The organism is Geminocystis sp. (assembly GCF_041753295.1).
Taxonomy (GTDB): Bacteria; Cyanobacteriota; Cyanobacteriia; order Cyanobacteriales; family Cyanobacteriaceae; genus Geminocystis.
Map to the genome: position 1 here is coordinate 88,407 of NZ_JBGSUU010000104.1, position 14,345 is coordinate 102,751.

Sequence of the window (14,345 nt, forward strand, 5' to 3'; positions counted from 1 at the left end):
TAATAGTTAATTCATGATAGAATACTCCGATTTATGAAGAAAATTAGTTGCTTCTTTAAAAGGTAAAGGGCGACTAAATAAATTACCCTGAATTTCCAGACAACCTAAATCTCTAAGTAATTCCATTTGTTCTAATTTTTCTATACCTACAGCTACCAATCGACTACCATAACCTTGACAAAAAACTGCCATTCCTTGAATGAGCGCTTTGTATTTAATATTTTCTTCTAATTGATTAACCACGCTAGGACTAATTTTTATTGTATCAAAAGACACTTTTTGTAAATGAACTAAAGCGGAATTTCCTGCACCAAAATTGTCAAAACATAAACGAACTTTTAAAGCAGATAATTGAGCTAAAATTTCGTAAGCTGATTCTGCATTTTGGAGAAAGCAATTTTCAGTAATTTCTAATTCTAATAATTCTGGTGGTAGTTCACTTTGGTCTAAAATTTTCTCGATCATTTCCACAAAATTAGGTTGAGAAAACTGTCTTGCAGAAATATTAACCCCTATAGGAAGTGGCGAAATATTTTCCTTTTTCCATGTATTTATATTTAAAGTAGCGGTTTGTAATATCCATAATCCTAAAGGTAACATAAAATCAGTTTCTTCGGTTAATCGTAAAAAATGACGAGGAGTCACTTTACCTAATTCTGGATGATCCCACCGTAATAATGCTTCTAAACCCGTTAATTTTCCTGTCAAAGTATCTATTTGTGGTTGATAACATAAGAAGAATTGTTGTTCTTTAATGGCACTACCAATTAAATTTTCTAACTTTAATAAACTAGCAGTTTTCGGACTAATAGAAAATCCTGTTACACCATAATTATTATTTACTGTTTTAGTTTGTTCTAAAGTTGTTAAACTATTTTTAATAAACAGTGAAAGTTCGTCACCATCAATGGGATAAATAGATAAACTTATATTCAAATTTAGTTTTATATTGATAGAAGATTCTTGTAAAAATTGCTCTAATGTTGAAGACATTTTTTTCGCTATTTTAGCTGGATCTCTTGGCCCTTTTATGCGGGGAAATAAAACTATAAATTTATTATCATCCCATCTCGCAATTAAATCTCCTACCCTTAAACAAGATTGTAATGTTTGCGCAAAGTTTCTAATTAATCTGTCTGCTAATTCAACACTATTATTCTGTTTATATTCATTAAAATTATTGATTTGTGCTACTATTACTCCCATTAAATATTGATAACGTTCCGCATTGGCGATCGCCACAGCTAATTGTTCATTAAATAACTTTTGATTAGGTAAACAAGTAAGAGAATCATGAAAAACAGGATAAGTAGCTAAACCAGTATTTTGGGAAGGTTGAATATTTCTTACCACAAAACAAAAAATATCCTTATTTTGATAGTTAATAAAACTAACACTAGATTCCAAATTAATGAGACTACCATCTTTACAACGATATAAATATTGTCCGACAAAATCTTGTTTAGTTTCTAAAACATTAGTTAAATCTTGATTAAAACCCGTTAAATCACTAGCAATAATATTATAAAGAGTTAAGTTAGTAATTTCTTCGCTAGAATAACCTAAAAGTTTGATATAGGCATCATTAGCTTCAATAATCCGCCTATTGCTGGTATAAGCTAAGAAAATTCCTTCCGAAGTTTGACGCACAATAGCACGATAACGAGCTTCACTTTCCCTTAATTGTCCTTCTGCTTGTTTCCTTTTAGTAAAATCAAAAATATAACATCTAATTAACTTCTTTTCAGAAAGATAATGAACATATTGCTCAAAAACTTCTGCACCAATTTTAACTTCTCGTAAAAATAAATTACCCTGACGATTATTATATTCTGTTAACAACCCAGAGAGAATAGGATGATCTAATTTGTCATCATAAATAGTGTCAAACTTAATACTAGCCGCAGGATTAACATAAGTAATATTACCATCCCAATCTAACTCAATAATGGGATTCGGACTTAATTCAGGAAAAGAAGCAAGACGAATTAACTCTTGTTGATCTTCTGTATTACTAGACTCTTCTTGTTTACCAATCATAGTTTCGCTAGATTGATTAGTCAGAGTAACACGAGAAGGATTAATTTTATCTAAACCGTCGGGATTAAATAAATCAATACCTGAATCTGTGGGAATAATATAATAATTAGCTTTAGCTTCATTAGCAAAACGGATGGTATCACCATGTTTTAACTCATGGGAAATGCTAGAATGTCCATTAATTAAAATACCGTTAGTACTTTTTTTCCCTTGTAAATCTCCATCCATAATGCGATAAGAAAAACCATTATTATCATCATCATTGATTTTACGAATTAAAGTAGCATGAGTACGAGAAACTTGATAATCATAAAGGATAATAGGATTATGTGAATCTCTACCTAAAGTGTAGTTACTTTCCTCCAGAGAGACGATTCTTCTACCTTTACGATCTTCTATGACTAAAATGTGACGAAATTCCTGTACTTCACTCATGTAATTTTACCCACAATAATTAATATAACGCAATAAATATTAATATTTCTTAATCATTTATTATTCTGCCTTATCACCTTAATCCATTATAAATTAGTTGGGAAAGGATAGTAACTTCAATGAAGAATTAACAATTTTTGATTAACTGTCAGTCTTCAGCTTTTAGCTTTGAGTTATAGCAAGATTTGCCGATTTCTTTTTTTTATTATTGACTAATAATTCACGATGACAATTATTTATCATCAAGAGAAAGATTTAATAATTCTTTGGGCTTGAGATTCATAACCACCACCAAACAAATTAAAATGGTTGAGAATATGATATAAATTGTAGATATTTTTTCTCTGATTATAACCATCATTTAACGCCCATTGTTGATTATAACCATCATAAAAACCATCAGGAAAACCGCCGAATAATTCTGTCATGGCAATATCTACTTCTCGATCACCATAGTAACACGCAGGATCAAAAATTGTCCCCTCCCCCTTATCTGTAAATCCTGCATTGCCAGACCATAAATCACCATGTACTAAAGAAGGTGACGGATTATGATTAGCTAAATTTTGTCTAACTTTTTCGATAATTTCTTCAGAGTTAGAAAAGTTACCCCCTCGTTGATTAGCTAACTTCAGTTGATAACCAATTCTTTTATCTGCAAAAAAATCTCCCCAATTATTGCACCAATCATTAATTTGTGGCGTTGAACCGATAGTATTATTAATATGCCAACCAAAATAACCATATTTGTTACCATAACTAGAAGATGTTAACCCTTCTAAATATCTTCCTTTGGAGACTTTTTCTTCCTCCTTACTCAAGAAAGATGGTTTTAAATCCTCAATTTTAGAGACTTTTTCCTCCTCCTTATTAAATTTAAACTGATGTAATAAGGCTAATTTTTGCCCCATTTTTAACCATGATTGATTATTACCACGCCCTAAATTCAAGTATTCTAAAACAAGATAACTATTATTTTTGGTAACACCATAGCAAATAGGTTTTGGTACAATAACAGTATTAGTTTGATAAATTTCTTCTAAACCCACAGCTTCAGCTTTAAACATTTCCATCTGTGAAGGATTATTTAACTTTACAAAATAGCTTTTATCCTTACCAATAAGTTGATAAGCCTGATTAATACAACCACCGCCAACGGATTTATAATTTATTAACTCAAATTTTGAATTTATATTATTGTTAATAGCATTAAGAATTTCTAACCACATACTATAATCTTTGTTATCGTTTATTTTTATCTTATATTAAGTTTGGATAATCATCGATAATTTTAAAATTTTTATTGATCAGATTATTGCATAAAATTAAAATAATTCTATTTTATTAACTAAATATTTATGAATCCTATTACTAAATTAATTAATCTCCAAACTTTAGCTAGTGGTGATATTTTGCAGTTAAAAACTTATCATTTTAAAGGTAAAACAGGCACAAAAAAAGTTTATATTCAAAGTAATTTACATGGAGGAGAAATTGTCGGAAATGCTGTTATTTATGAATTAATTAAATTCTTTAGTCAGTTAAATGAGGATACTCTTCACGGCGAAATTTTCTTAGTGCCAATGTGCAATCCTACTGCCGTTAATCAACGTAATTTATTCTTTTCGACAGGCAGATTTAGCCCTTACGATGGACTTAATTGGAATCGTATTTTTTGGGATTATAGTCATGAAAAGGTTAATATTAATAAGTTTGTTAAAGATAATCTTAATTTAACTAAGGAAGAAATACAGCAAAATTTTTTAAATCAAATATTAATTAAATTTAATAATAAACTAAAATCTATTAATCAAAATAGAGGTATTTCTTTTTCTGAACATTATCGCAATATTTTACATTCTCTTTCTTTAGATGCTAATTATATCATTGACCTTCATAGTTCTAGTGTAAAAGCTATTGATTATATTTATTGTTTTGATTCTCGTCAAAAAAATGCTGATTATTTTCTCTTTGATTATGGTATATTAATGAATAAATATGATGGTAATGCTTTCGATGAAGCCTTTTTAAATCCTTGGTTAATTTTAGAGAAAAAATTTATTCAACAAGGAAGAAATATTACTTTTGATGTGGAATCATGGACATTAGAATTAGGCTCTGGTATGACAGTTAATCAAGCATCTGTTAATAAAGGTATCAAAGGAATTATTAATTATCTATCTGCAAAAAAAATGCTTAATTTAGATGTAATAATACCACAAAAAACGACTCAGTTTGTTAATAAAAATAACCTCAAACACTATTATGCACCTCAAGGAGGAATTATTCGTCATCGATTATCCGAAGGCACAAAAGTTACTTATGAAGACGTACTCTATCAACTTTTATCATTTCCTAAAAATGGCGATCTCCCCATTATAATGGAGATTAAATCTGTAGATGAAGGCATTATTTATGATGTCTCTATTAACGATACTGTTAATCAAGGCGAGTATATTTTAGGTATTTTTCCCCATGTCTAACCCCTTTTTGCCTGTTATTCCTGTTGCTTCTCCCGAATTTAAGTCTGGTTTTATTGCTATTATCGGGCGCCCAAATGTGGGTAAATCCACCCTTATGAATCGATTAGTAGGGGAGAAAATCGCTATTACATCTCCCGTGCCACAAACTACCCGTAATCGTTTACGAGGCATTTTAACCACCGCCGATGCACAAATTATTTTCGTTGACACCCCCGGCATTCATAAGCCACACCATGAATTAGGTAGAGTTTTAGTACAAAATGCCGTATCTGCTATCAATAATGTGGATGTCGTCTTATTTGTAGTAGATGCCTCTTTTGTTGTAGGAGGTGGAGATAGATATATTACTGAATTATTACAAAATAGTAAAACACCGATAATTTTAGGCTTAAATAAAACAGATTTACAGGGAGAAAAAAAAGATAAATTAAGAGACAGTTATCAAGAAATCTGTCAAGAAAATTGGCAAATGGTGGAGTTTTCTGCACTAACAGGGGAAGGATTAGAAAATTTACAAGAAAAATTAATCACAAAATTAGATTTTGGTCCTTATTATTATCCTCCTGATTTAGTTACAGATCAACCGGAAAGATTTATTATCGGCGAATTAATTCGAGAACAAATATTATTATTAACTAAGGAAGAAATACCCCATTCCGTTGCCGTCACGGTGGAAAAAATGGAAGAAAGTCAAAAAATTACTAAAATTTATGCCGCTATTAGTGTCGAAAGAAATTCTCAAAAATCTATTATGATTGGACAAAAAGGAAGTATGTTAAAAGAAATTGGTACAGCTTCTCGTCAACAAATGCAAAAATTATTAAGCGGTAAAGTCTATTTAGAATTATTCGTTAAAGTTGAACCAAAATGGCGACAATCTCGCTTAAGATTAGCTGAATTTGGTTATCAAGTAGATAAAAATTAATTAATTAGGCTTTGGGGAATAGGTTTCAGGTTTCAGGTTTTATGCAGAAGATATAAATACAAAAAATATTGGCAAAAAGTCTTACATTTTTGAGTAAAAATTACCACAACTATCCCCGTTTGATGTAAGAAATCTTAAAAAAATGACCCTTCGGAATTTTACAACCCCTCTCTCCTAATTAAGCGGTGAAAAAAAATTTCATTTTTTGCCTTGACTTTTCCTTTTTTCTTCGCAGTAATATATAGTATATATGATAATGGAAATCTGCGTCTTGATACCTAAAAAAGTCAATATTCCGACTATATAAATAATATCATAAAAGTCAACCATTGACAAGAGCTTTTCTGATTTTTTTTCGTTTTTTTTATGGTGACATCGCAAAAAAAGGATTAGCTTAATAATGAGTTGTTCAACAAATCAGTCAGAAAATATTTTAAAATTAAGGGTGAAGGTATTAAAAACTTGATTGATTAATCGGGATTTCTCCTATTTACTAATTTTTAAAAGCGTCTTTTAAAGCAGTACGAGCGGCTAAATTACCTCTTGTGGTTTCTAAAATGTCAGCTTCTCTTTGTAAACGTTCGCCAGTATCTTGTATTTCTAATAATGCTTGTTGTTCTATTGCTACTCCATAAAGATTACTTGCAACCCAATAAGATAATTCTAAGGGTAAAGTAGGTAAATTTTCGGGTAATTCAATTTTTTGATCTGTTAATTTTCCTGACAACTTAACAACATCGTGAAGTAATGTAGTCACTTCTTTAGCTTTACCTCGTAAATTTGTATCGGTGGAATAATCTTCAAACCATTCAACCAAAGCGACTCGATAAGGTTTTTCTCTGGTATATTCTAAAACTCGAAATCTTTGTTGTCCTAAGGTTAACACTTTCATACGATCATCAGGCAATTTTTCAAAATGGATAATTTCTGCACAACAACCAATATTAGCAATTTCTCCATTATTGGGATCGATCATCAGTACGCCAAAACGACGATCATATTCTAAAATTGTATTGATCATCATCCGATAACGAAATTCAAAAATATGTAAGGGTAAAGGGCGCCCCGGAAATAAAACAACTTCGGGAAGTGGAAATAAAGGTAATTCTCTAACTGCGATGGAAGAAGATGCCATGATTTTTACTTTAATTATGCTATTTTTTCTAATTTAGCTGATTTTTGCTTCAATTAACAGTTGTTATGCTCAATTCCCACTGCTTGTTGAATATGATTTAACCCTTTTTCTGCTAATTTTTTCGTTAAGCCTTGTAATATTTCTTTCACAACCCAAGGGCCTTCATAAACCCAACCGCTATAAAATTGTAATAAACTCGCCCCTGCAGTAATTTTTTCCCATGCTGATTCTGTATCACAAATACCTCCTACCCCAATAATCGGTAATTTACCGTTAGTTTCTTGGTAAATAAATTTAATTACTTCTGTTGCTCGATTTCTTAAGGGTTTTCCGCTAATTCCTCCCATTTCTTCTGTAATTAATTTTCCTGTTTCTGGTAAAATCTCCGTTTTTAAACCTTCTTTTTTGATGGTGGTATTTGTTGCTACTATTCCTGACAAATTATATTGCTCTGATACCCTTAAAATTGTGCTTATTTCTTCCCATTCTAAGTCTGGGGCAATTTTAATCAAAATCGGTTTTTCTCCTTTGTTTTCACCTTGTAAAGCCTCTAAAATTAACTCTAATTGTTCTCCCCCTTGAAGAGATCGCAATCCGGGAGTATTAGGAGAACTTACATTAACCACGAAGTAGTCAGCGTGAGGAAATAAAAGGCGAAAACTGCCTAAATAATCATCAGAGGCTTGATTTAAGTCCGTAATTTTAGATTTACATAAGTTAATTCCCATGGGGATACTTCTTGATTTTTTTTGCCAAGTTTGTTGTAGTCGTTGTGCAATAACTTCTGCACCTTGATTATTTGCGCCCATACGATTAAGAATAGCTTTATCTTTCGGTAAACGAAACATTCGAGGTAAAGGATTGCCATTTTGACAATGAAGGGTAATTGCCCCTAATTCGGCAAAACCAAAGCCAAAACTATGCCAAATTCCTGCACCTTGAGCATTTTTATCAAATCCGGGTGCTAAACCTAAAGGATTGTCAAATTTTAAATTCCATAGAGATTGAGACAAAGAGGGATGGTGATAACTGAAAGATTTTTCTATGTCTTGAATTATACATTTAGCCCAAAAATTATCCCCTTGAGAATATAATTGCTCTAGTAATTTTAAGGTTGTGATATGGGCAGATTCAGGATTACTTTTTAAGGAAGCGAAAAAAGCGGGATAAAGGGGTTTTAAAATATTAAGCATTATTAACAATAATTGTTACATTTAAGAGATTTAATTGATATTAACAAGATTATTTTTAGAATAAGTTAAATTATTGTACTCAAATAACTTTATTTTCTGTTCAGTGATGATTAACAATATAATTTAGTTTTCAATACATTTAAAACCAGTTTCTCTTGATCCCCAATGTATTAAGAAACACATTTTTTAAAATATTAAGCAAAAGTTTATGTAAGTTAACTAAAGTTTAACTCAATATTTAGTTCTGTTAAGCAATAGTTAAAACAATATAAAAGAAAAATTAGTTAAAAAGAGGGCTTTTTACTAGATATGAATAGGTTTTAGCCTTAAAAGCCTTGATCCCAGATAGTTAATAATAGATCAAAGATAAAAAAGTTAGATCAATGAGATGGTAGAAAAATGAAACCTAATAATTCTTGTGCTTCGGCTTGTCGTTATTGTAAATCCTATCAACCAGAAGGAAGAAGAGGCGGAATGTGTTCACAATTAGGTGTTTTAGTTAAAGCACATTGGGCTTCTTGTAGTTTTGCGACTCCTGCTTTTCATAGTGAATGGCAAAATTTGCCCGAAATTGTTATTTTAGAAAAATCTTTTTCTCTGACTTGTGCTCTTCCTTCAGTGAATTTACCTTCAGAATTTAACACTATAACCGTTAATAAAGAGGCAGTATCGTCAGATTAAATAAGTGTAATGACTTATCCACAATTTATCATTATGACTAATAACTAGAATCAATATTTTAATGATATTTAGTTATAGAGTAAAGGTATTTTTTGTTTAATCATTCATTTTCTTGACTCCGCTAAATAACATCAGCAACCCTCCTAGTAAAATAATTAAGGCAAGAATACCAAGAATCGAATCTAACTTATCTGTGTCCATCAACTTACCCTCCTATCACATACACTATTTAATCATAATTAAACCATCTCGTTAAGCTAAATTTCCCCTAATTTTTATCTTTTCAAATTAATCAAAAATCTCACAAATTCTGATCTTGGTTAACCTGAGTTCGAGATTAAAAACCTCTTAGAATAAAGGCTTTAGAAATTAGAAATTAGAAATTAGAAATTAGGAATTAATTACTCATTACTAATTACTCATTACTCCTATCTCCTCCCCTTATCTAAAATTTTATGGTTCACTCAGGTTTGTTAGGGTAGCCAAGGATATTGACGAAAATCTGGCGATCGCTTTTCCAAAAATGCCTGTTTTCCTTCTGTACCTTCTTCTGTGAGATAATATAACAAAGTAGCATTACCAGCTAGTTCTTGTATTCCTGCTTGACCATCACAATCAGCATTGAAAGCGGATTTCAAACAACGAATAGCCGTAGGACTTTTTTCAAGGATTTCTTGAGCCCATTTTATGCCTTCGGTTTCTAAGTCTTCCACAGGTACAACAATATTAACTAACCCCATTTCTAAGGCTTCTTCTGCATTATATTGACGACATAAAAACCAAATTTCACGGGCTTTTTTTTGCCCTACGACACGGGCGAGATAACTAGCCCCAAAACCACCATCAAAACTGCCTACTTTTGGGCCAGTTTGCCCGAAAATAGCGTTATCTGCTGCAATACTCAAATCACAAATTAAGTGCAATACATGACCACCACCGATAGCATATCCTGCTACTAAAGCAATCACAACTTTAGGAATAGTGCGAATTAGTCTTTGTAAGTCTAAAACATTTAAACGAGGTACGCCATCATTACCAACGTATCCTGCTTTACTTCTGACACTTTGATCACCACCAGAGCAAAAAGCGTATTTACCGTCACTGTGAGGTCCTGCACCTGTAAGTAAAATTACTCCAATACGTTGATCTTCTCTCGCATCACAAAAAGCTGAGTAAAGTTCAAATACAGTTTGCGGACGAAAAGCATTACGTTTATGAGGGCGATTAATAACTATTTTTGCGATTCCATCATATTTAAAATACAATATATCTTCGTAAGTTCCAACGGTTTCCCAATTAACGCTCATGGATAGTTTTATAAATTTTGGCAATCGTTGCTTATTATACTCAGATTTTGCTACTTTAAAAAGAATGATAAACTTTCAGCTTTGACGGTATAGTAAAGTTTCCAGATTTATTTTTTAATCTTTAATTGTTTCTCAATGATTTAAAGATTTCTATGGTAATAAATGTAGTTAACTTTACTTAATATATTTGAGAAAAAAGTTAGAGTGTAAATTGATTTCAGGTTATTAAATGATCATAAACGAGTCTCAAAAAGTTGGTAAAGTTTACTTAGTGGGTGCAGGACCTGGAGATCCCGGATTAATGACAATTAAGGGTAAAACTCTTCTTGAATTAGCAGATGTGGTTATCTATGATGCCTTAGTAAGTGCAGAAATTTTAGGGATGATTAGCCCTTATGCTGAAAAAATTGACGCAGGTAAACGTAGAGGAAATCACTCATTATTACAATCAGATACGACACAATTATTGATTGAAAAGGCAAAACAACACGCTATCGTTGTACGTTTGAAAGGAGGAGATCCTTTCGTTTTTGGACGGGGTGGAGAAGAAATGGCAGATTTAATCGCCGAGGGAATTGCGGTGGAAGTTGTACCGGGTATTACTGCTGGTATTGCTGCTCCTGCCTATGCAAATATTCCTGTTACTCATCGGGGTTATAGTTCATCGGTTACTTTTGTCACTGGTCATGAATCAGCTGGAAAATATCGCCCTGAAGTTAATTGGAAGGCGATCGCCCTTGGTTCAGAAACCATCGTTATTTATATGGGGATTCATAATTTAAGCTATATTATCCCCGAATTGATTAAGGCTGGTTTAGATGAAAAAACCGAAATAGCCTTAATTCGCTGGGGTACAAGACCAGAACAAGAAGAATTATATGGTACTTTAAAGGATATTCTTGATCAAGTAGAAAAAACTGGTTTTACTGCTCCAGCTATCGCTATTATTGGGAAAGTAGTGGGTTTTCGCCAAAGTTTAACAATCATGAAAAACCTGTAGGGGTGAAAGGATTTCACCCTTCTAATGGTTAATTATCTTACAGAATAGTAAAGTTCTGCTCCAATACCACCATATTGTTTTAATTTTTCTGCACCTTCGCCATATACAAATTCAATTTGTGCGCCAGATAAAATAACCTGAACAATGAGAGCGTCAAATTCTTCGGTATCCATAGGATAAGGAAGTACTAAAGTTTTTACTCTAGCTTCACTTAGAGCTCTTTCTACTCCTTGTTTTTCAATTACCGCAGTACCATTTTTATTGAAATGATAGATTAAGTTTTCTACCACCATCACATCATGATCTTGTTCATAGGCATAGGCTATGGGGCGAACAATTTCCGCAATTTCGTTATCAGGAAGTTTGAAGTCCATTGCTTCAATGGCCACAACTAAATCTCTAACGGCTGGATTAAGGGCATTTTTAATTTTTGCTGCTTGTTTTAAATTACCGCCAAAAACAATGCGAGAATCTTCTAAATGATCAATAAAATATTCATTAATTTCTGTAGCCATTTCTCTGATGAAACGGAGTTCAAATTCTCTGTCACGGCGATCGCTAGCGAGGGTTTGAGATTTACGTCCGAATCGACGAGATAACTCGTGTTCTGTTTCTATTTTGACTTCATTAGTAGATCTGCTTAAAAATACTTCTACGATTCTCCCTTGATCACCAGAAAAAAGGATGGCAGAATATTCTTTATACTGATCAAGAGCAAATAAAAGATGCTTGATTTGTGGTAATCCATAATAAATAGCGGTTTTCATGGTTACGGGTAAATCAACCCCGATTATATCTTTAAAATCAGTAAAAACAACAACGGATCTTCCCGTGGGTTTTTCAGTTTCTAAATAATCCATTACCATACGTTCAGTATCAGACCAAATTTTCTGATTATCCCAACGCTTCATTTCTTCAGGATCTAATTGTGACTCAATTCTTTTTAATTCATTTTTTAATTCGATGTGCCATGCCGGTTGTTCTTTTCTATTATTAGGGTTAGTGGAATCAATATCTACATAAACACTTAAGATAGGATTATTTTAATAATCATGAGTACTAACAAATTCTGTAAAAGTTTCTAATATTTGATTTATACCTGTTTTCATGCTTTTTTAATATCTTGATTGAGTACTTTAAGTCGTAATTCTATTATTGATCATTATTGTCAATTATTCTTTTTTGTTAATTTTTATGATGGTTAGTAGGGTGGGCAATGCCCACAAACTTACAAAATTATTTCATTACTGCATTATTACACCACGACAATATCAGCATTCGTCAAGGCTAAACCAGTATTTAAAGTGGCAAATTGTACCGCCGCCGTTGCACCATTACCATCAGAGTCAAAGAATAATCCACCATTACTAGAATTGTAGAAGAAACGTTGTTCGGAAGTAGTAGCCGATGAGCCAATGGTAAACTGATTAGTAGTTAATGCACCTACGGAGAAATCACCACCAAAACCACTGAGACTAACTAAAATTGTGTCATTAATAACGTTAAAATCAGTAATACGATCTACTTTTTCAGAAGTTGAGTTAAAACGGAAGAAATCATTGCCAATATTTCCTGTTAAAGTATCATTACCACTACCACCGATAAGAGTATCATTTCCAATACCACCGATAAGAGTATCATTTCCAATACCACCGTTTAGGATATTATTACCACTATTACCAGTAATACGATTCTTAAAGGAGTTACCTATACCGTTAATATTACCAGTACTTGTTAAAGTAAGGTTTTCGAGATTTACACCTAATGTATAACTAACAGTACTATTTACTAAGTCTGTACCAGCGTTTAAGGCTTCTGTTACCAAATTCCCTAAATTATCAATGATATAAGTATCATTACCGTTATCCCCTATTAGAGTATCATTACCACCACCACCGTTAAGGGTATTATTACCAATGTTACCTGTAATTAGGTTATTAAGGGTATTACCAGTACCATTAATGTTAGTTATACCTGTTAAGGTGAGGTTTTCGAGATTTGCTCCCAATGTATAAGTAATAATACTTTTAACTAAATCTGTACCAGCGTTTAAGGCTTCGGTTATTTTATCCCCAAGGTTATCAACGATATAAGTATCATTGCCATTACCACCATTAAGGGTATCTGCACCAACTTCACCGTTAAGGGTATTATTACCACTGTTGCCAGTAATGCTATTATTAAGGGTGTTACCAGTACCATTAATAGCAGTTGTACCTGTTAAGGTGAGGTTTTCGAGATTTGCTCCCAATGTATAAGTAATAATACTATTAACTAAATCTGTACCAGCATTTAAGGCTTCCACAATGCGATCGCTGGTGTTATCAACACCGTAAATATCGTTACCCGCACCCCCTACTAAACTATCAGCACCAGTACCTCCTGTTAGAGTATCATTACCGTTACCACCGTTTAAGGTATCATTACCACTATTACCGTTAAGGCTATTATTGCCACTATTACCAGTCATTAAGTTATTAAGAGTATTACCTATACCGTTAATGTTACCAGTACCCGTTAAGGTGAGGTTTTCTACATTGAAACTTAAATTATAAGTAACAGAACTATTAACCGAATCATTACCTTGATTATTATTTTCTGTGATGCGATCTCCACTATTATCGACTATATAAGTATCGTTACCATTACCACCCATCAGATTATCTGCACCAACACCACCATTAAGAGTATTATTTCCACTGTTACCTGTAATTAAGTTATTAAGAGTATTACCTATACCGTTAATAGTACCACTACCTGTTAAAGTTAGGTTTTCAACGTTATCAGTTAAGGTATAACTAATACTACTATTTACTAAGTCTGTACCTTGATTTAAGGCTTCTATGATGACATCCCCTAGGTTATCAACGGTATAAGTATCATTACCGCCTCCACCATTAAGGGTATCATTACCGCCTCCACCATTAAGGGTATCGTTTCCATCACCAGTTTTAATATTATCATTGGCAATAGTACCAGTAATTTGGAAAGTTTCTATATTTGAAAAGAACACTTGATCTGCGTTAAAACCATCCAAAGAAGCACGATAAAAACCGTTAAAACCACCGCTACCATTACTATCTATATTACCTATTATACCTGAATCTGTCCCCGTATAAGTATTACTAGAATAGTCGATAATTAAT

At 32.4% G+C, this 14,345-nt stretch carries 11 protein-coding genes; 4 read left to right on the forward strand and 7 right to left on the reverse strand.

All coding sequences use genetic code 11. The features are described from left to right. Positions 1-6: 6 nt before the first annotated feature. Together ACEW8E_RS11990 and ACEW8E_RS11995 are read right to left on the reverse strand one after the other, a co-directional pair. Complete coding sequence (locus tag ACEW8E_RS11990) at positions 7-2,475, reverse strand: EAL domain-containing protein (RefSeq protein ID WP_373480580.1); 2,469 nt, start codon at positions 2,473-2,475, stop codon at positions 7-9. 242 nt (positions 2,476-2,717) lie between these two features. Beyond that, positions 2,718-3,704 carry a fructosamine kinase family protein gene (locus ACEW8E_RS11995; RefSeq protein ID WP_373480581.1) on the reverse strand — a complete coding sequence of 329 codons (987 nt, stop codon included), beginning with the start codon at positions 3,702-3,704 and terminating at the stop codon, positions 2,718-2,720. Positions 3,705-3,833: 129 nt separating this feature from the next. On the opposite strand from ACEW8E_RS11995, the gene ACEW8E_RS12000 reads away from it, so the two are divergent. Together ACEW8E_RS12000 and era are read left to right on the forward strand one after the other, a co-directional pair. Further along, complete coding sequence (locus ACEW8E_RS12000; protein WP_373480582.1) at positions 3,834-4,958, forward strand: succinylglutamate desuccinylase/aspartoacylase family protein; 1,125 nt, start codon at positions 3,834-3,836, stop codon at positions 4,956-4,958. Next, a complete protein-coding gene (gene era / locus ACEW8E_RS12005) occupies positions 4,951-5,883 on the forward strand; it encodes a GTPase Era (protein ID WP_373480583.1) in 933 nt (310 codons plus the stop codon). Before ACEW8E_RS12000 ends, era begins: the two co-directional genes overlap by 8 nt. 493 nt (positions 5,884-6,376) lie before the next feature. On the opposite strand, the gene ACEW8E_RS12010 is transcribed toward era, so the two are convergent. Both ACEW8E_RS12010 and ACEW8E_RS12015 read right to left on the reverse strand, forming a co-directional pair. Further along, complete coding sequence (locus ACEW8E_RS12010; RefSeq protein ID WP_373480584.1) at positions 6,377-7,018, reverse strand: LON peptidase substrate-binding domain-containing protein; 642 nt, start codon at positions 7,016-7,018, stop codon at positions 6,377-6,379. Positions 7,019-7,071: 53 nt separating this feature from the next. After that, positions 7,072-8,211 (reverse strand): quinone-dependent dihydroorotate dehydrogenase, encoded by a 1,140-nt coding sequence (locus tag ACEW8E_RS12015; protein ID WP_373480585.1) that lies wholly within the window; start codon positions 8,209-8,211, stop codon positions 7,072-7,074. A gap of 399 nt (positions 8,212-8,610) precedes the next feature. Between ACEW8E_RS12015 and ACEW8E_RS12020 the strand changes: the two genes are divergently transcribed. Continuing rightward, positions 8,611-8,892 (forward strand): hypothetical protein, encoded by a 282-nt coding sequence (locus tag ACEW8E_RS12020; protein WP_373480586.1) that lies wholly within the window; start codon positions 8,611-8,613, stop codon positions 8,890-8,892. A 473-nt stretch (positions 8,893-9,365) separates the two neighbouring features. Here ACEW8E_RS12020 and menB read toward each other — a convergent pair whose 3' ends face one another. After that, complete coding sequence (gene menB / locus ACEW8E_RS12025; RefSeq protein ID WP_373480587.1) at positions 9,366-10,199, reverse strand: 1,4-dihydroxy-2-naphthoyl-CoA synthase; 834 nt, start codon at positions 10,197-10,199, stop codon at positions 9,366-9,368. A gap of 229 nt (positions 10,200-10,428) precedes the next feature. Here menB and cobA point away from each other — a divergent pair, with 229 nt between their 5' ends. After that, the gene (cobA, locus tag ACEW8E_RS12030; protein WP_373480588.1) at positions 10,429-11,199 is read left to right on the forward strand and encodes a uroporphyrinogen-III C-methyltransferase; all 771 of its coding nucleotides are present in this window, start codon (positions 10,429-10,431) and stop codon (positions 11,197-11,199) included. A gap of 32 nt (positions 11,200-11,231) precedes the next feature. On the opposite strand, the gene ACEW8E_RS12035 is transcribed toward cobA, so the two are convergent. After that, a complete protein-coding gene (locus ACEW8E_RS12035; protein WP_373480589.1) occupies positions 11,232-12,110 on the reverse strand; it encodes a hypothetical protein in 879 nt (292 codons plus the stop codon). 344 nt (positions 12,111-12,454) lie between these two features. Further along, positions 12,455-14,345, reverse strand: a 1,891-nt coding sequence (locus ACEW8E_RS12040; protein WP_373480590.1) for a beta strand repeat-containing protein, incomplete at its 5' end; no start/stop codon positions are given.